The following is a 22,807-nucleotide window of genomic DNA, read 5'->3' on the forward strand; positions in this document are numbered from 1 at the left end:
CCGCGATGGTATCGCCGCACGGCACGACGGGACGGCTCCGACCGCAAGGAGGAGCACCATGGCTGCACCACGAGCAGCGCTCGCGCTGGAGGCGCGATCACTGGTCAAGACGTACCCCGGCGGACGCGGCAAGCCGCGGGTCACGGCCCTGGACGGCGTCAGCTTCGGCGTCGAGCCCGGCACCGTGTTCGGGCTGCTCGGCTCCAACGGCGCCGGCAAGTCCACCCTGGTCAAGATCCTCGCCAGCCTGTCCCGGCCCGACTCCGGCACCGCTCTGGTGGCCGGTGCGGACGTCGCTCGGCACCCCGACCAGGTACGGCGGCTGATCGGGTTCGTCGCCCAGAAGCAGGTGTCGGACCCGATGGACACCGGCCGGGAGAACCTCGAGCTGGCGGGTCGGCTGCACGGCCTCACCGGCTCGGCGGCGCGCGCCCGGGCGACCGAGCTGCTCGGCCGCTTCTCGCTGGACGCGAGCGCCGACCGTCAGGTGAAGACGTACTCGGGCGGCATGGCACGCAAGCTCGACGTCGCCATCGGTCTGATGCACCGGCCGCGCGTGCTGTTCCTCGACGAGCCGACCACCGGGCTCGACCCGGAGGCGCGCAGCGAGCTGTGGGCCGAGATCGAGCGGATGGCCGGCGCGGAGGGGATGACCGTGCTGCTGACCACCCACTACCTCGACGAGGCCGACCACCTCGCCGGGCGGCTGACGATCGTGGACCGGGGTCGCGTCGTGGCGTCCGGCACGCCGGACGAGCTGAAGGCGGGGCTGCACGGGGACGCGGTCGCCGTGGAGCTGCGGGAGACCACCGACGTCGCACGGGCGTCCGAGGTGATGCGGCGCGTGGCCGGCAGCGCGGACGTGACCGTCGAGGGGCGCCAGGTGCGGGTCCGGACGGCGGACGGCGCCGCGGTGCTGCCGTCGGCGCTCGCGGCGCTGGAGTCTGCGGGGGTGGTGGTCGCCTCGGCGACCGTCGCCCGGCCGAGCCTGGACGACGTGTACCGGTCCCACACCGGGCACGGCTTCGACTCAGCTGCCGGTGCGGACGTGGAGGTGGCGGCATGAGCGCCGTGACCACCAGCCGGTCGCCGGCCGTGCCGGTCGAGGCGCGACGTGCGCCGTTCACCGGCCTGCGCCACACCCTGCTGCTGACCGCCCGGCACCTGCGCGCGGCCCGGCGGGTGCCGATGTTCGTGCTGATGAACCTGCTGCAGCCGATGATCTGGCTGCTGCTGTTCGGCCAGCTGTTCCGGTCCGTCGTGAAGATCCCCGGCTTCACCGGCGGGGGCTCCTACCTGGAGTTCCTCACGCCGGGGATCGTCATGATGATGGCCCTGTCCGGCAGCGCCTGGGCCGGCACCGCCTACATCCAGGACATGGACCGCGGGGTGATGGACCGGCTGCTGACGTCGCCCACCAGCCGCGGGGCCCTGATGGTCTCCACGCTCGTCTACCAGTCGGTCCTCACCGTGCTGCAGACCGTCGTGGTGCTCGGGGTGGCGTGGCTGGGCGGTGCGCGGTTCGGCGGCGGTGCCGGCGGCATCCTGCTGCTGCTGCTCGGTGCGGCGCTGCTGACGGCGGCGTTCTCGGCGCTGTCGAACGCGGCGGCCCTGCTGGCGCGGGACCAGACGGTGCTGATCGGCCTCTCGCAGCTGCTGACAATCCCGCTGATGTTCCTCAGCTCCGCGCTGATGGACACGCGGCTGTCGGCCGGCTGGGTGGCGACCGTGGCACGGTTCAACCCGTTCGAGTGGGCGGTCGTCGTGGGCCGGGAGGCGCTGAGCCGCCACCCCGATGCCGGGACGGTGCTCGTCCACCTCGGGCTGCTCGCCGGGCTGGCCGTGGTGCTGACGGGCGTGGCGACGCGCGCGTTCCGCACCTACCAGCGCACCACCTGAGCGGCGAGAGGTAGCGGCAGGGGGGCCTGGCCGTACGGCTAGGCCCCCCTGCTCGGCTGCTAGCCAGCCGTACGGAACTCGCGTGGGTCCCGGATTGGTGTGCAACCTCCGACGAAGGTCGAGCCATCACGGTATGACACCTCTGCCTCACGGCAGCGGTAATAGCCATATAGACCAGAGTCTCAAACCGGTCACACTCCCAGCCCTCCATCGGTAGCCTCGCATTTGGGTCGTCCGGCCTAATGACATGGAAGAGGAACTAGGTGTGAGACCACGTAGGGCAGTGTTCGGTACCCGCGCGATCATGACGGTGGCGGTGGCCACGGCGGTGGCACTCGTGCCTACCGTCGCCAACGCGAGCGCGCCGGACCCCGCAACCAAGGCCAAGCACGTGGCGGGGTTGATCGCCAAGGTGGCACCGAACCAGGGCGTCCCGGTCAAGGCGGCGGCGGCAGGGGATCGGATGGTGGCGGCTGCCGGTACCCGCACGGCGAGCGTCCCGCGCGACGCGCACGCCCCGGTCGTGTTGCAGGACGCCGGCGGGGTCAAGGTGCCGAACGCCGGACCGGGACAGCCATCTCTGGCAGTCTCCCTACCCCCGGAGTTGGCGCTCGACGCCGGCGTCCTCGCTGACGACGGGACCGTCGTGTTCAGCAGCACCGCAGGTGAGGCAGCTGCTGTCCAGCTTCTCGGCGATGGGACCGTGCGGCTCGAGACAGTCATCGGCAGCGTCGCTGCACCGCACCGATTCACCTATGAGTTCGGTAACGGTGTCGTCCCCGTGCTTCGCCCAGACGGCAGCGCGGACCTGAACTCTACCGTCGGTACGACCACGGCGACGCTCGGTCGTGTCGCCGAGCCGTGGGCGTTCGACGCGAAGGGCCGAGCGGTGCCGACGTCGTACTCCATCGTGAACGGGGCGCTCGTGCAGACGGTCCACACCACAGCCGACACCGCGTACCCCGTCGTTGCTGACCCGAGCGTCACGTTCGGGTGGGCCGTCTACTACCACTACAGCAGGGACGAGGTGCGCGCCGCTGCCCAGCAGACCCCTTACATGATGCTCAGCACCGTGATCTGCGAGGTGGTTTCAGGCGGCCTGGGAACGGCGTTCTGCTTGACGGCAATTGGAGGAATGGCGACGTCGATCCACCAGACGTTCTCAAACGCTGCTGCCAACGGTCAGTGTGTCGTCATAACCATGCCGTACTATCCTTCAGCGGCGACGTTCGCTCTGCAAATGCGATGGAGGGCTGTCTCGTGCTGACTGCTTCGCAGGTGCTGCGTCACGTGAACTGGCGTCGGATGCTGATTCAGGTGCTGCTGGCCCTGGCCGCCGGCGGTTACGCCTCCTGGTTCATCTACCGTTCCCTATTCACGTGGGTGCTGCCGTTCTTCCTCGTCGTGGCGATCGGTGCGGAGCTGTGGCGCACGGCGCGCGCCGTGAAGAAGGCCCAGCAGCAGTAGGCCGCGTCCACTCGCACGCGTGACCGCAGCATCCGGGAGTCGGAGGGACACCGGATCCTGCGGTCACGCGACTCCGTGCTGGCTACGTGCACCACGGCGGTAACGACGTGGAAGGGGATGGCGCTGTTCCGGTCCGCCGTGAAGATCCCTGGCTGCTGACCATCCCGCTGATGTTCCTCGGCTGGCTGATGGACACGCGGCTGTCGGCCGCCAGGCTGCGGCCGGCGCCCTACGGCTACACCACCCGCACGCCCTGCACCAGCTGCGACGCGGGGCTGCCGATCACCGACGACGTGACCTCGGCGAACCCCGCCTTCTCCATCAGCAGCCGCGCGTCCGACGCGTTCCATCCCCACTGGCCCCAGGCGTTCACGGTGCCGGACGCCTTCTCGTCCCGCAGCTGGTCGCAGAGCGCCACCACGGCGCGACCGCCCGGACGCAGCACCCGGAACATCTCCTCGAGCGCCTTCAGCGGATCCGGCACGAACTTCAGGCAGAACATCGACGTCACCACGCTGAACCGGCCGTCCGCCCACGGCAGCGCCGCCGCATCGCCCTTCACCAGCTCGGCGGTGCCCGCCGCCAGGTGGTCGGCCAGGCGCTGCCGCGCCACGTCCAGCTGCAGGTCGGAGGCGTCCAGGCCGGCGACGTGGCGCGCGCGCTTCGCGTGCTCCGCGAGCAGCATCGCCGAGCCGCAGCCGACGTCGAGCAGGTCGTCGTCCGGGCGTAGCCCCAGCGCTGCCGCCATCCGGGCGTAGTTGTTCCGGTTGATCCGCACCATGAGGCGCGTTCCGACTCTCCCCAGGCGGCCGACCGGTCTTCCGAAGAACCTCCAGTAGAAGCTCGCCCGCCGTGTCATCGTCGCCCTCCACCCGGGACCGCGGTCCGTCCCGCTCCGGCCCCGCGCGCGGCCCGTGCGCATGCCGCTGCGAGGGTTGCCGCTGGTCACCACGCTAGAACCGGGGCTGTCACGCCGGTAGCCCGGACAGGGGCATCCTGGGGCCGGATCCGCGCGCACCCGCGCGGACCACGTCCCGGCAAGGAGTCCAGAAGTGAGCAGCAGCCCCGTGGTCCTGTCCGACGCCGTCGCCGCGGCGCTGGCCGACGGACGTCCCGTCGTCGCGCTCGAGTCGACGATCATCAGCCACGGCCTGCCGCGCCCCCGGAACTTCGAGGCGGCCCGCAGCTTCGAGGCGACGTTGACGGAGGCGGGCGTCACGCCGGCGACGATCGCCCTGGTCGACGGCGTGCCGCACGTGGGCCTGGACGACGCCGCGCTGCACCGCATCGCCGAGGACGAGACCGTGGAGAAGGTCTCCAGCCGGGACCTGTCGGTGGCGATGGTCAAGGGCGTCACCGGCGGCACGACGGTGGCGGCGACCGCCGTGCTGGCCAACCTGGCCGGCATCCGGGTGTTCTCCACCGGCGGGCTGGGCGGCGTGCACCGGGGTGCCGCGCAGTCGTTCGACGAGTCGGCGGACCTGACGATGCTGTCCCGCGTGCCGATCACCGTCGTCTCGGCCGGCGCCAAGTCGATCCTCGACATCCACGCGACCCTCGAGCGGCTGGACAGCCTCGGCGTGACCCTGCTCGGCTACCGCACCACCCGTTACCCCGGCTTCTACCTGTCGGACTCCGGCTTCGAGATCGACTGGAAGGTCGACTCGGCCCACGAGATCGCCGGCGTGATGGCCGCCCGCGACGCGCTGGGCCAGAGCCAGGCCGTGCTGGTCGCCAACCCGATCCCGGCGGACCAGCAGCTGGACCCGACGGTGCACGACTCCGTGCTGGAGGAGGCGCTGGCGCTGGTGGACAGCCGCGGCATCACCGGCAAGGCCGTCACCCCCTTCCTGCTCGACTACTTCCAGGCGCACACGCACGGCGCGAGCCTCGAGGTGAACCTCGACATCGTGGTGAACAACATCCGGCTCGGCGGGCAGATCGCGACGGCCTGGGCCGCGCGCCGGCAGGGCTGAGCACCGTGGCCGAGCCGGACGCCGCCCGCGCGACGACGGACGACGGGCCCGCGGCGACGGTACGACCGCGCGTGGTCGTCGTCGGCGACGTCATCAACGACGTGCTGGTGCGCCCCCTCGGCCCGGTGGCCCCGGACACCGACACGCGCGCGCAGATCGTCCGCCGCCCGGGCGGCAGCGCGGCCAACCTGGCCAGCTGGCTGGCCAGCCTGGGCGATGCCGTGTCGTTCGTCGGCCGCGTCGGCGCGCTCGACCACGACCTGCACGCGGGCCGCCTCGCGAGCCTGGGCATCGACCCGCACCTGGCCGCCGACCCCGAGCGGGAGACGGGCACGATCGTGGTAATCGTCGACGCGGACGGCGGCAGGACGATGCTGACCGACCGCGGTGCCAACGTCGCGCTGACGCCCGACGACGTCCCGCCGGACGTGCTGGACAGTGCCGCGCTGCTGCACCTGAGCGGCTACACGCTGTTCGAGGAGCCGGCCCGCGGCACCGCCCTCGACCTGATGGCCGGTGCCCGGGCCGCCGGGGTGCCGGTGTCCGTCGACCCGAGCTCGGTGGCGTTCCTGCGGGACGTCGGCCCGGAGCAGTTCCTCGCCTGGACGGCCGGGGCGTCGCTCGTCTTCCCCAACCGCGACGAGGCCGCGCTGCTGGCCGGCACGGCCGACCCGGTGGAGGCCGCGCGCCGGCTGTGCGCGCACTACGACACGGTGGTGGTGACGCTCGACGCCGACGGGGCGGTCGTCGCGCGCCGTGGCGAGGAGCCCGTCGCGCTGCCCGCGCAGCGCGTGCACGCGGTCGACACGACCGGTGCGGGGGACGCGTTCTGCGCCGGTTTCCTCACCACCTGGCTGCGCGCGGACGACCCTGTCGGGGCTGCCGCGGCCGGCATGGCGATCGCCCGGGAGTGCGTCCTGAGACTCGGCGGCGGCCCGCTCGCGAGCGTCGTCTGAACATCCGTCCAGATTCCACCTTGCGAAATTCCCTGCAAGTCGTTGCACCCGCTAGCGTGTGCCGGTGACCGAGAACCAACCTCTCTCCTCGACCCCGGTGATCCTTCCCGAGCACACCGTCGAGAAGTTCACGCGTGAGTTCCTCCGCGAGCTCAACTTCGGGCAGGGCGTGACCCTGTCGCGGGCCTCCGTCAACGACCAGTACCTCGCACTGGCGCGAGCGGTCCGGCACTACCTGATGGCCCGGTGGCTCGACACCCTGACGCGTCAGCGCCGCGCGCAGGCGAAGTCGGTGGCCTACCTGTCCGCCGAGTACCTGCTGGGCCGGCAGCTGGAGAACGCGCTCCTGGCGACCGACCTCGAGGACATCGCGCGCGAGTCGATGGCGAACCTCGGCCTCGACCTCGACCTGATCGCCGAGCAGGAGGTCGAGCCCGGCCTCGGCAACGGCGGCCTCGGCCGGCTCGCCGCCTGCTTCGTCGACTCCCTCGCCACCATGAGCGTGCCGTGCATCGGCTACGGCATCCGGTACGAGTACGGCATCTTCAAGCAGACCTTCGTCGAGGGCTGGCAGGTGGAGCAGCCGGACAGCTGGCTGAGCCTGGGATCGCCGTGGGAGTTCCCGCACCCCGAGCACTCGGTGCAGGTGCAGTTCGGCGGGCACACCGAGCAGTACGTCGACGAGGCCGGCCGGCCGCGCACCCGGTGGGTGCCGGCGTGGGGCGTCGAGGGCGTGCCCTTCAACTACATGGTCCCCGGCTACCACAACGGCCGGGTCAACACGCTGCGCCTGTGGAGCGCCACCGCCAGCAACGCGTTCGACCTCGAGCTGTTCAACGCCGGCCGGTACCCGGAGGCGGTGCGCAGCCAGACGTTCGCCGAGAACATCTCCAAGGTGCTGTACCCGGAGGACTCCACCCCGCAGGGCAAGGAGCTGCGGCTGCAGCAGCAGTACTTCTTCGTCGCGTGCTCGCTGCGCGACTTCATCGACGAGGTGCTGCCCGAGGACTTCGACCTGCACCAGCTGGACGAGCGGATCATCTTCCAGCTCAACGACACCCACCCGGTGATCGCGGTCCCCGAGCTGATGCGCATCCTGGTCGACGAGAAGGGCTGGGACTGGGACGAGGCCTGGGCGCTGACCCAGAAGTGCTTCGCCTACACCTGTCACACGCTGCTGCCCGAGGCCCTCGAGGTGTGGCCCACGGAGCTGCTGGGCCGGCTGCTGCCCCGGCACCTCGAGATCATCTACCGAATCAACGACGAGTTCCTGGCCGAGGTGCGCACGGCGTACCCGGACGACGAGGAGCACGTGCGCCGCATGTCGATCATCCAGGAGCAGCCCGTACGGGCCGTCCGGATGGCGTACCTGGCCACCGTCGCGGGCTGCAAGGTGAACGGCGTCGCCGAGCTGCACAGCCAGCTCCTGCGCGACAAGGTGCTGCCGGACTTCTCCGAGTACTGGCCGGACAAGTTCACCAACGTGACCAACGGCGTCACGCCCCGCCGGTTCGTCCGGCTGGCCAACCCCGGCCTGTCCCAGCTGATCACCGAGGCGATCGGCCCGGGCTGGGTCACCGACCTGGAGATGCTGTCCGGCCTGGAGCCGCTGGCCGACGACCAGGAGTTCCGTGAGCGGTTCCGTGCGGTGAAGGCCGACAACAAGGCCCGGCTGGCGGCCGTCCTGGCGGAGCGCGACGGTGTCGTGCTGCCCGAGGGCGCGATGCTCGACGTGATGGTCAAGCGGCTGCACGAGTACAAGCGGCAGACCCTCAAGGTGCTGCACATCGTGTCGCTGTACGAGCGGATCCTGTCCGGTGAGCTGGACCCGACGTCGATCCCCCCGCGGGTGTTCGCGTTCGGCGCCAAGGCGGCACCGGGCTACAAGATGGCGAAGAAGATCATCGGCCTGATCAACCACGTGGGCTCGACGATCAACGCGGACCCCCGCGTGAAGGGCGCCCTGACGGTGGCGTTCCCCGCCAACTACAACGTGACGCTCGCCGAGACGCTGATCCCCGCCGCCGACCTGTCGGAGCAGATCTCGCTCGCCGGCAAGGAGGCGTCCGGCACCGGCAACATGAAGTTCGCGCTGAACGGTGCGCTGACGATCGGCACGGACGACGGCGCCAACGTCGAGATCCGCCGGCTGGTGGGCGACGACAACTTCTTCCTGTTCGGGATGCTCGAGCCCGAGGTGGAGAAGCTGGTGGCGCAGGGCTACGACCCGATGTCGTTCTACGAGTCGAGCCCGCGGCTGAAGGCGGCGATCGACCTGATCGCCAGCGGCACGTTCGGCAACGGCAACCCCGGGATGTTCGCCGCGGTGGTGGACAACCTGCTGCACCAGGACCCGTTCATGGCGCTCGCGGACTTCGACGGGTACCTGCAGGCGCAGGCGCGGGTCGACGAGCACTACGCGGACACCGAGGCGTGGACCCGCTCGGCGATCCTCAACGTGGCGCGCAGCGGGTTCTTCTCGTCCGACCGGTCGATGCAGGACTACATCGACCGCATCTGGCACACGCAGCCGGTGCACTCGTTCTAGGCCCTCGCGGGCACCTCAGCACACGCGCCGCACGACGAGGTCGACGGCGGTCCGGCCCTGGGCCAGGGCCAGCCGCTCGAACTTCGTCGTGCGGCGTCGTGCTGCCTGGGGGTCGGCGGAGGCGTCCGCCAGGCACGGGTCCGTGGAGAGCACCTCGCGCATCTGCTCGGCGTAGTCCGCCCAGTCGGTGGCGGTGTGCAGGATGCCGCCGATGACCAGGTGCTCGCGCAGCAGAGCGACGTGGTCCGGCTGGATCAGCCGGCGCTTGTGATGACGGGCCTTGGGCCACGGGTCGGGGAAGAAGGCGTGCACCGCCGCGAGGCTGCTCGGGGCGATCGACTCGCGCACCAGCTGCAGGGCGTCGCCGTGGCCCACCCGGACGTTGGTCAGGCCGGCGCGCTCGACGAGGGACAGCAGGTTGGCGACGCCGGGCAGGTGCGCCTCCACCGCGAGGTAGTCCCGCGCCGGGTCGTCGGCCGCGGTCTCGACCGTGGCCTCGCCCATGCCCGGGCCGATCTCGAGCACCAGCGGGGCGTGCCGGCCGAACAGGGCGTCGGTGTCGAGCAGACCGTCCGGCGTGCGGGGGCCGCGGCCGAGCGCCTCGTCGTGCACCGAGAAGCCGTAGCGCGGCCACAACCGGTTCAGCGCGTCGGCCCGGTCGCGGCCGAGCGCCGCCCGCCGCGGGTGGAACGTGCGCAGCGGCTCGTGCGGGCCTGCCGCGACGTGGTGGAAGTCGTCGGGGGAGGCGCCGGTCACGGCCGCAGGCTACCCGGCGGCCAGGCGGGGGGTTCAGGCGGAGGGCTCAGGCGGGAGGCGTGCCCGTCGGCGGCTGCTCGGCCGGCGGCTCCATCAGCGCGAACACCTCGCCGAACGGACCCTTGACCAGCACCATCCGGCCGTACGGCGTGTCCTCCGGCGGGCTGACCACCGTGCCGCCGAGCTCCGTGACGCGGGCCGCCGCGTCGTCGGCCACCCGCACCTGGAAGTACACCGTCCACGCGGCCGGCACCTGCGCGCCCGCACCGGGGCCGTAGCCGCCGATCCCGCTGCGCACCGTCTCGCCGTCCACCGCGACGGACGCGTAGTCGAAGTCGGGTGCGGACAGGTCCGTCACGTCGTACCCGAACAGCCCGTCGTAGAACGCGAGGGCGCGGGCCTGGTCGTGGGACATGTGCTCCGTCCACACCACCGCGCCCGGCTCGTCGACCACCTCCCAGCCGATGTGCGAGCCACCCGACCACAGCCCCACCACGGCCTCGGTCGGGTCGGTCAGCAGGGCCATGGACCCGAAGCCCATCACGTCGATCGGCCCCAGCAGGGTGCGGCCGCCGAGCTGCTCGGCGCGCTGCACGGTCGTCGCCAGGTCGTCCGTCGCCAGGTAGACGCACCACGCCGCCGGTGGAGCCGGGTCCTCGCCCATCGGCTCGGTCAGGCCGACCACCTGGCGGTCGCCGACGAAGGCCTGGGTGTACCCGCCGGTCTCCGGACCGCCCGTCTCGAACCGCCAGCCGAGGAGGGGACCGTAGAAGCCGATCGCCCGGTCGAGGTCCGGCACGGTGATGTCCGCCCAGCACGCGGTACCGGGTGACCAGGGCACCTGCTGCGTCGTCATGCCGCCATCACATCACCGCCGCCGCACGCGCGACACCGGAGAGGCTGTGCTAACCAGGGGGCATGACGCACGAGGTGGCCCGCGAGTCCCGCGCCGGCGGCGAGTCCCTGACCACCGTGATCGTGGCGCTGGGGGCCAACCTGCTCATCGCGCTGGCCAAGTCGGTCGCCGCGGTGGTCACGGGAGCGGCGTCGATGCTCGCCGAGGCCGCGCACTCGTGGGCGGACACGGGCAACGAGGTGTTCCTGCTGATCGCGCACCGCAAGGCGGACCGGCCACCGGACGCCACGCATCCGCTCGGCTACGGCCGCGAGGTGTACGTGTGGTCGCTGTTCGCCGCGATCGGCCTGTTCGCCGTCGGGGCCGGTGTCTCGGTGACCCACGGCGTGCAGGAGCTGATGCACCCGGAACCGGCCGCCTCGTTCACGGTCGCCTACGTCGTGCTGGCCATCTCGTTCGTGCTCGAGGGCGCCTCGTTCGCGCAGGCCTGGCGGCAGCTGCGCGGGCAGGCCGCGAAACGGCAGCGGACGCTGCGCGAGCACGTGCTGCGCACCTCCGACCCGACGGTGCGGGCGGTGTTCTTCGAAGACTCCGCGGCGCTGGTCGGCATCGTGATCGCGGCGGCCGGCATCCTGGGGCACCAGCTGACCGGGTCGGTGGTGCCGGACGCGGTCGGCTCGATCCTGATCGGGCTCCTGCTGGGCGTCGTCGCCGTGGTGCTGATCGAGCGCAACCGGGACTTCCTGGTGGGCGAGACGGCGGACCCGCAGGTGCACCGCATGGTGCTGCAGGCGCTGCTCGAACGGCCCGAGGTGGCGCGGGTCACCTCGCTGCGCCTCGAGGTGATGGGCGCCGGGCAGGTGCTCGTCGTCGGCGCCGTGGACCTGGTGGGCGACGAGCCGGAGGAGCAGGCGTCGCACGCGCTCGCGCGGCTCGAGGCGTCGCTCAGGCAGCGGCCGGCGGTGGTGGGGGCGGTGCTGTCGCTGTCGGAGCCGGACGAGCCGTCCCTGCTGCCGTAGCGGGAGCCGGGGGCGTCGCGTCGGGCAGCCGCGCCGCGAGGAAGTCGGTCACCTCGCGCAGGTACTGCTCACGGGCCGGCGCGGGGGACAGCGCGAGGTCGTGCGCGCCGCCCGGGACGGTCACGAGGGTGACGTCGTCGCCGAGCAGCGGGGCGCGAGCGGCGATCTGCTCGACGTCGAGCACCGAGTCCGTGGTCACCAGCTCGTCGTGCCAGCCCTTGTTCGGCCCGCTGCGGTCGGAGCGGAGCACCAGCACCGGCACGTCGACGTGCAGGCCGCGCGCCACCCGGGCGTGCCCCCGGCGGACGGTGCGGATGAAGCCGGCCGTGACCGGGAAGTCCGAGTTCTTCCACGCCAGGTCGTAGTCCCACTCTCCGCCCGTGGCGGAGTGCAGGGCCTTGCCGTACTCCGGGTCCAGACGGGCGACCACGGCCGTCGGCGCGACGCGGCCGACGACGTCGAGCACCGGCGTCAGCAGGTGCTGCTGCGCCCAGCTGCCGCGCAGGTCCAGCCACGGGCTGTTCAGCACGAGGGCGTCGATCAGCCCGAGCCCGCGACGCGCGTCCGCCCAGAGCGCCGCGATCAGCCCGCCTGTCGAGTGGCCCAGCAGCACCAGCCGCTCGTACCGGGGGCGCAGCAGCCGGACGGCGGTGTCGATCTCCTCCGAGTACAGGCCCAGGTCGGTGACGTCGTCCGGCGGACGGCCGGGGCGGATGGAACGGCCGTAGTCCCGCAGGTCCAGGGCGTACAGGTCGTACCCGTGCTCGGCGAGCGCCGCGGCGACGTGGGGGTGGAAGAAGTAGTCGACGAACCCGTGCACGTACAGCACCGCGCGGCGTCGCGGCGGCTCGTCCCGGTGCACCAGCGTGGCCACCGGCGGGATGCCGGTGCGCGCGGTGACGCCGTCGGGTCGCAGCTGCAGCGTGCGGGCCACCCAGGGCACGCCGAGAACGTCGCTGACCTCGTCGTCCGCCATGCGCCGGATCCTGCTACACCGCCTGCGGCAGCGCATCCTCCCGGGCCGGTACCGGCCGCGCGGCCACCATGCCCTGGCCGGCGACGTCCAGCCCGATGCTCAGCACGCGGGTCGAGCCGTCGGGGTGCACCTCGACCTGGGACACCGACGCGTTCGGCAGCGCCACGAGTCCCTCGGGGTGGATGGTCGACAGCCACGCGCCCAGCGCCAGCCCGTGCCCGACCACCAGCACGTCCCCGTCCGGGTGCCGGTCGGCGATCAGCGAGAAGGCCCGGCGGGTGCGCGCCATGAAGTCGGCGGCGTGCTCGCCCTTCGGCAGGCCGGGGTGCGTGCCGTCGAGCACCTGCGGGACCAGCTCGGTCCACGGCAGCACCGCCTCGAGGTCCCGCTCGGGGTGCCGCTCGAAGGTGCCGAAGTCGTACTCGCGCAGGTCCGCGTCGGTGCGCAGCCGCAGGTCCGGGTGGTGCCGCAGGATCTCCACGGCGGTCGACACCGCGCGTCCCGACGGCGAGGAGTACGCCGCGAGGAACGGGACGTCCGCGAGGTGGCGGGCCGTGGTGCGCACCCCCTCGCGGCCGACGCGGGTGAGCGGGGAGTCGCAGCTGCCCTGCAGCAGCCGGCGTGCGTTGAAGTGGGTCTGCCCGTGTCGCACGAGCGTCAGAGTGAGGGTCATCGTCGCCCTTTCGTCGTTGTCGTCGCCCTCGACGCTAGACCCGGTTCATGGACGCTCGGCGACGCGCCGGTGATCGCCGGGCGAACATCGGCGGCCACTGGCGCACAGAGTTGAGCGGAATACACTCAACTTCGGCTCCGTTGCCCAAGGCAGCAGCAGACGACATCCGGCAACGCCCAGGGAGGCGCATCCGTGGACGCGAAGTTCACCACCAAGGCACAGGAGGCGCTCGGCGCCGCCATCCAGCACGCGACCGCCGCGGGCAACCCGCAGCTCGAGCCGGCGCACGTCCTGTCGGCACTCCTCGAGCAGGAGGGCGGCGTGGCCAACGGCCTGCTCGACGCCGTCGGCGCCGACCGTGCGACGCTCGGCCGCCAGGTCCGCGCGATGCTGGTCAAGCTGCCCGCCAGCAGCGGCGCCTCGGTGTCCCAGCCGTCGGCCTCCCGCCAGACGGTGACCGCGCTGGACGCCGCCGAGAAGGAGGCCCGCGCCCTCGGGGACGACTACGTGTCCACCGAGCACCTGCTGATCGGCCTCGCTACCGGGCAGTCCGGGATCGCCGAGGCGCTCACGGCCGTCGGTGCCTCCCGCGACGCCCTGGTCGCGGCCCTGCCGACCGTCCGCGGCAACGCCCGCGTCACCACTCCGAACCCGGAGGGCACGTTCAAGGCCCTCGAGCAGTACGGCGTCGACCTGACGCAGCAGGCGCGCGACGGCAAGCTCGACCCGGTGATCGGTCGCGACGCCGAGATCCGCCGCGTGATCCAGGTGCTGTCCCGCCGCACCAAGAACAACCCGGTACTGATCGGCGAGCCGGGCGTCGGCAAGACAGCGGTCGTCGAGGGTCTCGCCCAGCGCATCGTCGCCGGTGACGTGCCGGAGTCGCTGCGCGGCAAGCGCCTCGTCTCCCTGGACCTCGCGTCCATGGTCGCCGGCGCCAAGTACCGCGGCGAGTTCGAGGAGCGGCTCAAGGCGGTGCTCGCCGAGATCACCGGTGCCGAGGGCGAGATCGTCACGTTCATCGACGAGCTGCACACCGTGGTCGGCGCGGGCGCCGGCGGCGAGGGCGCGATGGACGCCGGCAACATGCTCAAGCCGATGCTGGCCCGCGGGGAGCTGCGCCTGGTGGGCGCGACGACGCTCGACGAGTACCGCGAGCGCATCGAGAAGGACCCGGCCCTCGAGCGCCGCTTCCAGCAGGTGTTCGTCGGCGAGCCGTCGGTCGAGGACACCATCGCGATCCTGCGCGGCCTCAAGGAGCGGTACGAGGCGCACCACAAGGTGACCATCTCCGACGCCGCCCTTGTCGCCGCCGCCACGCTGTCCGACCGGTACATCTCCGGGCGCCAGCTGCCCGACAAGGCGATCGACCTGGTGGACGAGGCGGCGAGCCGGCTGCGGATGGAGCTCGACTCCAGCCCCATCGAGATCGACGCGCTGCAGCGCGCCGTCACCCGCCTGGAGATGGAGGAGGTCGTCCTCTCGGAGGCCGACGACCCCGCCTCCCGCGACCGCCTCGACAAGCTGCGCGCCGACCTGGCCGACCGCCGCGAGGAGCTCGCGTCGCTGACCGCCCGGTGGGAGAAGGAGAAGGCCGGTCACAACCGGGTCGGCGACCTGCGCGCCCGCCTGGACCAGCTGCGTGCCGACTCCGAGCGCGCGCAGCGCGAGGGTGACCTGGCCACCGCCGGCCGCCTGATGTACGGCGAGATCCCGGCGGTGGAGAAGGAGATCGCCGCCGCCGAGTCGTCGGAGGAGGGTGTCGACGAGGACCTCGCCGGCAGCACCCCGATGATCGCCGAGAAGGTCGGTCCCGACGAGGTCGCCGAGGTGGTGGCCGCCTGGACCGGCATCCCCGCCGGCCGGCTGCTGGAGGGGGAGACCGCCAAGCTGCTGCGCATGGAGGAGGTGCTCGGCGAGCGGCTGATCGGCCAGAAGAAGGCCGTCGCCACCGTCTCCGACGCCGTCCGTCGGGCCCGCGCCGGCATCTCCGACCCCGACCGCCCCACCGGCTCGTTCCTGTTCCTGGGCCCCACCGGCGTCGGCAAGACGGAGCTGGCCAAGGCGCTCGCGGACTTCCTGTTCGACGACGAGCGCGCCATGGTCCGCATCGACATGAGCGAGTACTCCGAGAAGCACTCGGTCGCCCGCCTGGTCGGTGCCCCTCCCGGGTACGTCGGCTACGAGGAGGGCGGCCAGCTGACCGAGGCGGTGCGGCGCCGTCCCTACGCGGTGGTGCTGCTCGACGAGGTGGAGAAGGCGCACCCCGAGGTGTTCGACATCCTGCTGCAGGTGCTGGACGACGGTCGGCTGACCGACGGCCAGGGCCGCACGGTCGACTTCCGCAACGTGATCCTGGTGCTGACGTCGAACCTCGGTTCCCAGTTCCTCGCGGACCCGATGCTGTCCGACGACGCCCGGCGCGAGGGTGTGATGACGGCGGTGCGCTCGGCGTTCAAGCCGGAGTTCCTCAACCGGCTGGACGACATCGTGCTGTTCGACGCCCTGTCGATCGACGAGATCGGGCAGATCGTCGAGCTGCAGGTCGCCGCGCTGGCCCGTCGGCTGGCCGACCGCCGGCTGACGCTCGACGTCACCCCCGCCGCCCGCGAGTGGCTGGCGCTCGAGGGGTACGACCCCGCCTACGGTGCCCGGCCGCTGCGCCGGCTGGTGCAGAAGGAGATCGGGGACCGGCTGGCCCGGTCGCTGCTCGCCGGCCAGGTGCACGACGGCGACACGGTGGTGGTCGACCGCGACGACGCCGGCACCCTGTCGGTGACCACCGGCTCACCGAGCGTGCTGGCCTGACGGCGGCGATGCTGACCGGGTGACCCGGCAGCCGGAGCGACCCGGCGCGCAGCAGTGGGTGCCGCCCGAGGGCGACGTCTCCGCGCTGCGCGCCGCGGCGCCGGGCTGCCGCGGCTGCGAGCTGTGGGCACCGGCCACGCAGGTGGTGTTCTCCTCCGGTGACCCGGCCGCGCCCCTGGTGCTGGTCGGCGAGCAGCCGGGGGACAAGGAGGACCGCGAGGGCGCGCCCTTCGTCGGCCCCGCCGGACGGCTGCTCGACGAGGCGCTGGAGGCGGCCGGGACCTCGCGCTCGGAGGTGTACCTGACCAATGCGGTGAAGCACTTCCGGTTCGAGGAGCGCGGTCCACGGCGCATCCACAAGACACCCGCGGTGGGCCACATCCGGGCGTGCCTGCCGTGGCTGACCGCCGAGCTGGCCGCGGTCGAGCCGCGGGTGGTCGTCGCGCTCGGCGGCACCGCCACGCAGGCGGTGCTCGGCCGGGACGAGTCCGTGACGTCGTTGCGTGGCCGGCTGCTCGAGCCGCCCGACGCGCCGCTGCGGACGCTGGTCACCGTGCACCCGTCGTCGGTGCTGCGCGTGCGCGGGAGCGCCGAGCGGGCTGCCGCGCTGGACGGCCTGGTCGCGGACCTGCGGGTCGCGGTCGCCGCCGTCCGCTGAGGAGTCCGTACCCACGGACGGCCGGCTCTGAACCGCGAGGTGCCCATCCGGCCGGCCGGAGGCCATGCCGTTCGGGGTACCGTCGCGGCGTGACCGACGACGCCGCCCAGTCCGCCGCCCAGGCGACCCCCGTCAAGTTCTCCGACCCCGCGCTGCTGGCCGAGCTCGAGGCGCAGGAGCAGCGCCTGGTGCTGCCGCACCTGACGTACGACGACGCCGCGCGGATCGGCGCCACCGTCGCGGTGCTGGCCGAGCAGCGGCAGCTGCCGGTGGTGGTGCGGGTCGAGGTGGACACCCCGGACGGGCCGCACACCGTGTTCCAGCGGGCGTTCCCCGGCTCGTCCACCACCAACGACTGGTGGATCGGCGCCAAGGCGAAGGTGGTGCGCCACTACGGCCACTCGTCGTTCGCGGTGGGCACCCGCTACCGCGTCGACGGCACGACGTTCGAGGAGTCGTCCGGTCTGGACGAGACCTACAAGGCCCACGGCGGCTGCTTCCCGCTGCGCGTCGACGGGCAGCTGGTCGGCGTCGTCGCCGTGTCGGGGCTGCCGCAGCAGGACGACCATGCGCTCGTCGTCGAAGGCCTCACGGTCTACCTCGCCGGCTGACGCCGACCCCGCAGGCTGACCTGCCGCCCGCCTGGCGCTAGGAGGCGGGCACCGCCGCCGTCACGTCGCGGACCAGGGCGTTGACCTCGTCGGGACCGAAGCCCGCCGCCATGCCGAAGTCGACGGCTACCCGCAGCGGCACCTGCGCCAGCTCCGCCGACCAGTGGGCGGCCAGCTCGGTGACCCCGCCGGCCGCGAGCACCGCCCGCAGCGCGGGACCGCCGGCGGGGTCCGCCAACCACTCCGCGACAGTGGACATGGCGGTCAGCGGCGGCCAGATCGGCTCGCCGACCACCTCGACCTCCACGGAACCGCGCAGGTCCCGCGACGAGGCGCCGACCTCGACGACGAACGTGCCGCCCTCCACCACCCACCGGCGCAGGTCGGGGTGCCAGTAGGACAGGTCGCGCGCCGTCAGCGTCAGGCTCACCACCTGCGACTCGCCGGGCGCCAGCCAGACCTTGCGGAACGCCCGCAGCTCACGCACGGGCCGCTGCACGGACGCCTCCGGGTCGCCCACGTACACCTGGACCACCTCGGCACCGTCCCGCGTGCCGGTGTTGGTCACCCGGACGCTGACGTCCACGGTGGCGGCCGCACCCTCGCCGTGCACCTGGGCCGCGACCTCGTCGTACGCGAACGTCGTGTACGTCAGCCCGTGCCCGAAGGGGTAGGCCACCTCCAGGTCACGCGCGTCGTACCAGCGGTAGCCCACCAGCACGCCCTCGCCGTACCGGACGTGCCCTCCCTCACCGGGGAAGCTGCCGAACGCCGGGGTGTCCACCAGCCGGTGCGGGATCGTCTCGGTCAGCCGGCCCTCGGGGGAGCGGTGGCCCAGCAGCACGTCCGCAACCGCCGAGCCGCCGGCCTGCCCGGACAGCCACGTCTCGAGGATCGCCGGCGCGAGCTCGCGCCATGGCGACACGTTGACCGCGCTGCCGTTGGACAGCACCACCACGATCCTGGGGTTGACCTGCGCGATCGCGGCGAGCGTGCGCACCTGGTTGTCGGGCAGGCCCCACCGCGGCCGGTCGTACCCCTCGGACTCGTCGGCGGCCGGCAGGCCCAGGAACACGAGCACGACGGACGCGTCGCGTGCCGCCGCCACGGCGTCGGTGCGGAGCACCTCGTCGTGCTCGTCGTCACCCGCCAGGGAGAAGCCCGGGGCGAACGGCAGCTCCGTCCCCGTGGCCGCGCGGAGCGCCGTCAGCGCGTCGTCGACGCGGGTCGCGCGCACCTGCGACGACCCCGCGCCCTGGTAGCGCGGGGTGCGGGCGAACTCGCCCACGACGACGGCACCGCGGGCCGCGTCCGCCTCGAGCGGGAGCAGCGGTGCACCGCCCACGCGCTCGTTGCGCAGCAGCACCGAACCGGCGGCCGCCGCCTCGCGGGCCAGCTCGTGGTGGGCGTCGAGGTCGGCGGTGCCGGGGTCGGCGACGGCCGGCTGCGCCCGGTCCACCAGCTGCAGCACGCGGCGGACGGAGCGGTCCAGCACCTGCTCGTCCAGCCGGCCATCGATCACGGCCGACACCACGTCGAGGTCGGGGCGCGCTCCGACGCCGGGCATCTGCAGGTCCAGGCCGGCGGTCAGGGCCGCCACACGGTCGTGCACCGCACCCCAGTCCGACACGACCAGCCCGTCGAACCCCCACTCGTCCCGCAGCACCTGGGTCAGCAGCCACGGGTGCTGCGAGGCGTACGTGCCGTTGATGCGGTTGTACGAGCACATCACGGTCCACGGCTTCGCCTGCGTGACGATCCGCTCGAACGCCGGCAGGTAGATCTCGCGCAGCGTCCGCTCGTCGACGTCGGCGGAGACCCGCATGCGATCGGTCTCCTGGTTGTTCGCCGCGAAGTGCTTCAGGGACGTGCCGACGCCCTGGCTCTGCACCCCCTCGACCAGTGCTGCGCCGAGCGCCCCCGCGACCAACGGGTCCTCGGACACGTACTCGAAGTTGCGCCCGCACAGCGGGGTGCGCTTGATGTTCACGCCGGGGCCCAGCAGGACGGAGACGCCGTTCGCCCTGGTCTCGCGGCCCAGCGCCGCCCCGACGCGCTGCAGCAGCTCGGGGTCCCACGTGGAGCCGAGGGCGGCCGCCGTCGGGAAGCAGGTGGCCGGAACCGACTCGCCGAGCTCCGCCGAGCCGCCCTCCGCCACCTGCTTGCGCAGGCCGTGCGGCCCGTCCGCCACCATGACGGCCGGCAGCTCCAGCCGCTCGACGGCCTTGGTGTGCCAGAAGTCCGCACCGGACGTCAGCCCGGCCTTCTCCTGGAGGGTCAGTGCTGCGAGCACACGGTCGACGTCGACCATCGGTGCAACCTTCCTGTGGCGGCGGTGCGGTCAGGCTATCGCCGCGGTCTGACGGGCGAACGTGCGGCCGGTCGGGCCGGCACTGTGGACGGGCAGGGTGGACCGGCGGTGCGGGGCGGCCGGTGGGACCGGCGCGGTGGGTCAGAGGTTGGAGCTCTGCACCCCGAAGCCCTGCGTGGCCGAGCCCGTCACGGTGGAGTCCGTGCCCCACAGGCAGTAGGCGGACGTCTCGCCGGCGTCCCACTGGTCCGGGTGCGGCGCCCAGACGTCCGACCAGTCGTCCGCGCCGAGCAGCGCGGAGTTCGCCGCCAGCACGTCGTCCTCGCAGGCCGACTGGGCCTTGTCCAGCTCGGCGCCGGGCTCCTTGGTGCTGTTCACCGGCCGCTCGGCGAGCGTGTACACCGACACCACCTCGAGGTTGTGCGGTGCGGTGCAGGGGACCGGGACGGCGTCGGCCAGCGACCAGGAGCTGGTGTCGCCCTGCAGGCACTCGCCGGGCGTCAGGCCCTGCACCAGTCGGTACTCCGGCAGCGTGGTGCCGGACGCCGAGCCGCTGTGCACCGGCCCCGACGACGTCCGGGACGACGACGCCGAGTCGTCGAGCCCGCCGCTGCTCCCCAGCACGGCGATCAGCACGATGAACCCGATGATCAGCAGTGTCCCGAAGGCCCCGACCACCACCGCGGCGATGGCGAGGCCACGCCCCTCGAGCTGGCGACGCTTGGTGCGCACCATGCCGGCGATGCCGAGTCCCAGGCCGACCGGGAACGTGAGACCGAACAGGAACCCGCTCAGCGCGACGACGAGTGCCGCGATGGACATCGGGTCCGTCTTGGGGGTGTCCCAGCCGCCCGCCGGGGCGTACGGCTGCCCCGTGGGGTAGCCGTACGGACCGTACGTCGGGACCTGCCCCGGTGGCCCGTACGCCGGCTGCTGCCCGTAGACCGCCTGCTGCCCATACGCCGGCTGCTGCCCGTACGCCGGCTGCTGCCCGTACGCCGGCTGCTGCCCGTAGACCGCCTGCTGCCCGTACACCGGCGCCGGACCGTACGAAGCCGCCGGCCCGTACGGCTGCGCCGCTCCGTACGGCTCCTGCCCGTGCACCGGCTGCTGCCCCGGCTGTCCCTGCCCCGGCTGTGTCTGCCCCGACACCGGTGCCTCGCCGTACGGGTTCGGCTGGGCGTACATCGGGGCCGGGGCGCTGCCACCACCCTCGGGCTGCGGGATGGGTGCGGCGTACGGGTCGGGCTGCTGCGCAGAGTCCGCTGCGGCACCCGGGTCCTGACTCATGGGCCGCAACGTAGCGCAGCGCTCCCACACGTATGCCCTGGTCGGCGGGCGATCTGTGCCGGGGGACACACCCGCCCGACCCCGCCCGACCTGCAGCCCGCACCCGTCGCCACGCGCGCGGCCTCCGCCGTCAGTCGGCGATCGTCAGCACCACCGGTACGTGGTCGGACGGCGCCTTGCCCTTGCGCTCGTTCCGCTCGATGACCACGTCGGTGACCTCCGCCGCGAGGGCCGGTGAGGCGTACGTCAGGTCGATGCGCATGCCCTCGTTCCGGGGGAACCGCAGCTGCTGGTAGTCCCAGTACGTGTAGGTGTGCTCGGCGGGGACGTGCTGCCGCGACACCTCGGTGTACCCGGCGGCCGCGATCGCCTCGAACGCCTCCCGCTCGGCCGGCGTGACGTGCGTCCGGCCCGCGAAGAAGCCGATGTCCCAGACGTCGGTGTCCAGCGGGGCGATGTTCCAGTCGCCGACCATGGCGATCCGGGCCGCGGGGTCGGCGTGCAGCCACCCGCCGGCGGCCTCCCGCAGGCGCTCCAGCCACTCGAGCTTGTAGGTGAAGTGCGGGTCGCCGACGTCGCGACCGTTAGGCACGTACAGGCTCCACACGCGCACCCCGCCGCAGGTCGCGCCCACGGCTCGCGCCTCGACGGCCCCGGGGTCGCCCCACGTCGGCTGGCCGGGGAAACCGTGCTCCACGTCGGCCACGCCGACCTTCGACGCGATGGCGACGCCGTTCCACTGGCTGAACCCGCTGGTGACCACCTCGTACCCGAGGGCCTCGAAGCCCTCCCGCGGGAACGACTCGTCCTTGACCTTGGTCTCCTGCATCGCCAGCACGTCGACGCCGGTGCGTTCGAGGTAGGCGAGCACCCGGTCCACGCGGGCACGGATCGAGTTGACGTTCCAGGTGGCCAGGCGCATGGACGGCACGGTACCTGCGACCGGTGACAGCCTGACCGTCCGCCCGCGGTCGTGGGGGTCAGCGCGAGGCGGCGTCCAGCGCAGCGACCTCGTCGGCCGCCAGCTCGAGGGTGGTGGAGGCCAGCAGGTCCGGCAGCTGGTCGAGGCTCCGGGCGCTCGCGATGGGCGCCACGACCGTCGGCCGCCGGCGCAGCCACGCCAGCGCCACGGTCGCGTCGGACACGCCGTGCGCCGCCGCGACCTCGTCCAGCACGGGGAGCACCGCGGCGCCGCGGCCCTCGAGGTACTGCGCCGCCCGGCTGGCACGCGGACCGCTCGGCGAGCCGTCGGCGCGGTACTTGCCGGTGAGGAACCCGGACGCCAGCGCGTAGTACGGGAACACGCCCAGGCCGTACGTCTCGGCACGGGCCTGCAGCCCGTCCTCGAACCCGCGCTCGACCAGGTTGTACTCCGGCTGCAGCGCGACCGGCCGGTGCAGGTTCTCCCGCTCGGTGACGGCCAGCCACTCGTCGATCCGGTCGGGGGTGTAGTTGGAGATGCCGAGGTAGCGCACCAGCCCCTCGTCCACCAGGGCGGACAGCGCCCCGAGGGAGTCGGCCAGCGGCACCGACGGGTCGTCGAAGTGGGCGTAGTACAGGTCGATGTGGTCGGTGCCCAGCCGCTGCAGCGACGCGTGCACCGCACCGCGGATCGTGTCCGGTGCCAGGCCCAGGAAGTCCGGGTGCCGCGAGACCTTCGTCGCCACCACCACGTCGTCCCGGCGGCCGCGGCGGGCCAGCCACCGGCCGATGATCGTCTCGCTCTCGCCGCCGGTGTGGCCCGGCACCCAGTGGGAGTACCCGTCGGCGGTGTCCACCATCGACCCGCCCGCGTCGACGAACGCGTCGAGCACGTCGAGGCTCGTCGCCTCGTCGGCCGTCCACCCGAAGACGTTGCCCCCCAGGGCCAGCGGAAGAACCGCGAGGTCCGAGTGGCCCACCTGCACTGTCGTCATCACGCCGCGCATCGTAAGCACGGCCACCGACGCGCCCACCTGCCGAGCCGACGTGAGGCCGGACACCCGAGCGGGCGGGTGGCCCGT

The 22,807-nt window shown here is 72.7% G+C and carries 20 protein-coding genes; 11 read left to right on the forward strand and 9 right to left on the reverse strand.

Annotated features, from left to right (window positions below; translation table 11 throughout):
- Positions 1 to 58: 58 nt before the first annotated feature.
- From ACFQTY_RS02320 to ACFQTY_RS02335, 4 genes are all read left to right on the forward strand, one after another.
- On the forward strand, positions 59 to 1,066 hold the full coding sequence (locus ACFQTY_RS02320; RefSeq protein WP_378096712.1) for an ATP-binding cassette domain-containing protein: 1,008 nt from the start codon (positions 59 to 61) through the stop codon (positions 1,064 to 1,066).
- Positions 1,063 to 1,899, forward strand: coding sequence for an ABC transporter permease (locus tag ACFQTY_RS02325; protein ID WP_378096715.1), 837 nt, complete (start codon positions 1,063 to 1,065; stop codon positions 1,897 to 1,899). The genes ACFQTY_RS02320 and ACFQTY_RS02325 overlap by 4 nt, the downstream gene beginning before the upstream one ends.
- Before the next feature lie 304 nt (positions 1,900 to 2,203).
- Positions 2,204 to 3,166: a hypothetical protein gene (locus tag ACFQTY_RS02330; RefSeq protein ID WP_378096718.1), complete on the forward strand. Its 963-nt coding sequence runs from the start codon at positions 2,204 to 2,206 to the stop codon at positions 3,164 to 3,166.
- Positions 3,160 to 3,366: a hypothetical protein gene (locus ACFQTY_RS02335; protein ID WP_378096721.1), complete on the forward strand. Its 207-nt coding sequence runs from the start codon at positions 3,160 to 3,162 to the stop codon at positions 3,364 to 3,366. Before ACFQTY_RS02330 ends, ACFQTY_RS02335 begins: the two co-directional genes overlap by 7 nt.
- A gap of 235 nt (positions 3,367 to 3,601) precedes the next feature.
- Here the strand turns inward: ACFQTY_RS02335 and ACFQTY_RS02340 are convergent, their stop codons facing one another.
- Entirely contained in the window at positions 3,602 to 4,147 is a 546-nt protein-coding gene (locus ACFQTY_RS02340) for a class I SAM-dependent methyltransferase (RefSeq protein WP_378096724.1), read from the reverse strand.
- A gap of 271 nt (positions 4,148 to 4,418) precedes the next feature.
- On the opposite strand from ACFQTY_RS02340, the gene ACFQTY_RS02345 reads away from it, so the two are divergent.
- From ACFQTY_RS02345 to ACFQTY_RS02355, 3 genes are all read left to right on the forward strand, one after another.
- Positions 4,419 to 5,342, forward strand: coding sequence for a pseudouridine-5'-phosphate glycosidase (locus ACFQTY_RS02345; RefSeq protein ID WP_378096727.1), 924 nt, complete (start codon positions 4,419 to 4,421; stop codon positions 5,340 to 5,342).
- Between the two features lie 5 nt (positions 5,343 to 5,347).
- Positions 5,348 to 6,298, forward strand: a complete 951-nt coding sequence (locus ACFQTY_RS02350) for a carbohydrate kinase family protein (RefSeq protein ID WP_378096731.1) — start codon at positions 5,348 to 5,350, stop codon at positions 6,296 to 6,298.
- A 64-nt stretch (positions 6,299 to 6,362) separates the two neighbouring features.
- A complete protein-coding gene (locus tag ACFQTY_RS02355; protein ID WP_378096734.1) occupies positions 6,363 to 8,846 on the forward strand; it encodes a glycogen/starch/alpha-glucan phosphorylase in 2,484 nt (827 codons plus the stop codon).
- 15 nt (positions 8,847 to 8,861) lie between these two features.
- Here ACFQTY_RS02355 and trmB read toward each other — a convergent pair whose 3' ends face one another.
- Positions 8,862 to 9,602 (reverse strand): tRNA (guanosine(46)-N7)-methyltransferase TrmB, encoded by a 741-nt coding sequence (gene trmB / locus ACFQTY_RS02360; RefSeq protein WP_378096737.1) that lies wholly within the window; start codon positions 9,600 to 9,602, stop codon positions 8,862 to 8,864.
- A gap of 46 nt (positions 9,603 to 9,648) precedes the next feature.
- Positions 9,649 to 10,458 carry a VOC family protein gene (locus ACFQTY_RS02365; protein WP_378096740.1) on the reverse strand — a complete coding sequence of 270 codons (810 nt, stop codon included), beginning with the start codon at positions 10,456 to 10,458 and terminating at the stop codon, positions 9,649 to 9,651.
- A 62-nt stretch (positions 10,459 to 10,520) separates the two neighbouring features.
- Between ACFQTY_RS02365 and ACFQTY_RS02370 the strand changes: the two genes are divergently transcribed.
- Complete coding sequence (locus ACFQTY_RS02370; RefSeq protein WP_291758441.1) at positions 10,521 to 11,477, forward strand: cation diffusion facilitator family transporter; 957 nt, start codon at positions 10,521 to 10,523, stop codon at positions 11,475 to 11,477.
- Here ACFQTY_RS02370 and ACFQTY_RS02375 read toward each other — a convergent pair.
- Both ACFQTY_RS02375 and ACFQTY_RS02380 read right to left on the reverse strand, forming a co-directional pair.
- Positions 11,404 to 12,453, reverse strand: coding sequence for an alpha/beta hydrolase (locus ACFQTY_RS02375; protein WP_378096744.1), 1,050 nt, complete (start codon positions 12,451 to 12,453; stop codon positions 11,404 to 11,406). The two genes, ACFQTY_RS02370 and ACFQTY_RS02375, sit on opposite strands and share 74 nt — an antisense overlap.
- Positions 12,454 to 12,466: 13 nt before the next feature.
- Positions 12,467 to 13,105, reverse strand: coding sequence for a histidine phosphatase family protein (locus ACFQTY_RS02380; protein WP_378096747.1), 639 nt, complete (start codon positions 13,103 to 13,105; stop codon positions 12,467 to 12,469).
- A 213-nt stretch (positions 13,106 to 13,318) separates the two neighbouring features.
- Between ACFQTY_RS02380 and clpB the strand changes: the two genes are divergently transcribed.
- From clpB to ACFQTY_RS02395, 3 genes are all read left to right on the forward strand, one after another.
- Positions 13,319 to 15,934 carry an ATP-dependent chaperone ClpB gene (clpB, locus tag ACFQTY_RS02385; protein ID WP_378096751.1) on the forward strand — a complete coding sequence of 872 codons (2,616 nt, stop codon included), beginning with the start codon at positions 13,319 to 13,321 and terminating at the stop codon, positions 15,932 to 15,934.
- 19 nt (positions 15,935 to 15,953) lie between these two features.
- Positions 15,954 to 16,592 carry a UdgX family uracil-DNA binding protein gene (locus tag ACFQTY_RS02390; protein ID WP_378096754.1) on the forward strand — a complete coding sequence of 213 codons (639 nt, stop codon included), beginning with the start codon at positions 15,954 to 15,956 and terminating at the stop codon, positions 16,590 to 16,592.
- An 89-nt stretch (positions 16,593 to 16,681) separates the two neighbouring features.
- Positions 16,682 to 17,203 (forward strand): heme-degrading domain-containing protein, encoded by a 522-nt coding sequence (locus ACFQTY_RS02395; protein WP_378096757.1) that lies wholly within the window; start codon positions 16,682 to 16,684, stop codon positions 17,201 to 17,203.
- A 37-nt stretch (positions 17,204 to 17,240) separates the two neighbouring features.
- Here ACFQTY_RS02395 and ACFQTY_RS02400 read toward each other — a convergent pair whose 3' ends face one another.
- From ACFQTY_RS02400 to ACFQTY_RS02415, 4 genes are all read right to left on the reverse strand, one after another.
- Positions 17,241 to 19,514, reverse strand: coding sequence for a glycoside hydrolase family 3 C-terminal domain-containing protein (locus ACFQTY_RS02400; protein WP_378096760.1), 2,274 nt, complete (start codon positions 19,512 to 19,514; stop codon positions 17,241 to 17,243).
- A 141-nt stretch (positions 19,515 to 19,655) separates the two neighbouring features.
- The gene (locus ACFQTY_RS02405; protein WP_378096763.1) at positions 19,656 to 20,804 is read right to left on the reverse strand and encodes a DUF4190 domain-containing protein; all 1,149 of its coding nucleotides are present in this window, start codon (positions 20,802 to 20,804) and stop codon (positions 19,656 to 19,658) included.
- A gap of 130 nt (positions 20,805 to 20,934) precedes the next feature.
- Positions 20,935 to 21,726, reverse strand: a complete 792-nt coding sequence (locus tag ACFQTY_RS02410) for an exodeoxyribonuclease III (protein ID WP_378096766.1) — start codon at positions 21,724 to 21,726, stop codon at positions 20,935 to 20,937.
- Positions 21,727 to 21,784: 58 nt separating this feature from the next.
- Positions 21,785 to 22,720 carry an aldo/keto reductase gene (locus ACFQTY_RS02415; RefSeq protein ID WP_378099073.1) on the reverse strand — a complete coding sequence of 312 codons (936 nt, stop codon included), beginning with the start codon at positions 22,718 to 22,720 and terminating at the stop codon, positions 21,785 to 21,787.
- Positions 22,721 to 22,807 lie beyond the last annotated feature (87 nt).

This window comes from Cellulomonas sp. T2.31MG-18, assembly GCF_964266755.1.
Taxonomy (GTDB): domain Bacteria; phylum Actinomycetota; class Actinomycetes; order Actinomycetales; family Cellulomonadaceae; genus Cellulomonas.

Coding starts and splice junctions, on each gene's coding strand:
- ACFQTY_RS02320 (WP_378096712.1), top strand. CDS start 59: ATGGCTGCACCACGAGCAGCGCTCGCGCTGGAGGCGCGATCACTGGTC.
- ACFQTY_RS02325 (WP_378096715.1), top strand. CDS start 1,063: ATGAGCGCCGTGACCACCAGCCGGTCGCCGGCCGTGCCGGTCGAGGCG.
- ACFQTY_RS02330 (WP_378096718.1), top strand. CDS start 2,204: ATGACGGTGGCGGTGGCCACGGCGGTGGCACTCGTGCCTACCGTCGCC.
- ACFQTY_RS02340 (WP_378096724.1), bottom strand. CDS start 4,147: ATGGTGCGGATCAACCGGAACAACTACGCCCGGATGGCGGCAGCGCTG.
- ACFQTY_RS02365 (WP_378096740.1), bottom strand. CDS start 10,458: ATGACGACGCAGCAGGTGCCCTGGTCACCCGGTACCGCGTGCTGGGCG.
- ACFQTY_RS02370 (WP_291758441.1), top strand. CDS start 10,521: ATGACGCACGAGGTGGCCCGCGAGTCCCGCGCCGGCGGCGAGTCCCTG.
- ACFQTY_RS02375 (WP_378096744.1), bottom strand. CDS start 12,453: ATGGCGGACGACGAGGTCAGCGACGTTCTCGGCGTGCCCTGGGTGGCC.
- ACFQTY_RS02400 (WP_378096760.1), bottom strand. CDS start 19,514: ATGGTCGACGTCGACCGTGTGCTCGCAGCACTGACCCTCCAGGAGAAG.
- ACFQTY_RS02405 (WP_378096763.1), bottom strand. CDS start 20,804: ATGAGTCAGGACCCGGGTGCCGCAGCGGACTCTGCGCAGCAGCCCGAC.
- ACFQTY_RS02410 (WP_378096766.1), bottom strand. CDS start 21,726: ATGCGCCTGGCCACCTGGAACGTCAACTCGATCCGTGCCCGCGTGGAC.
- ACFQTY_RS02415 (WP_378099073.1), bottom strand. CDS start 22,720: ATGACGACAGTGCAGGTGGGCCACTCGGACCTCGCGGTTCTTCCGCTG.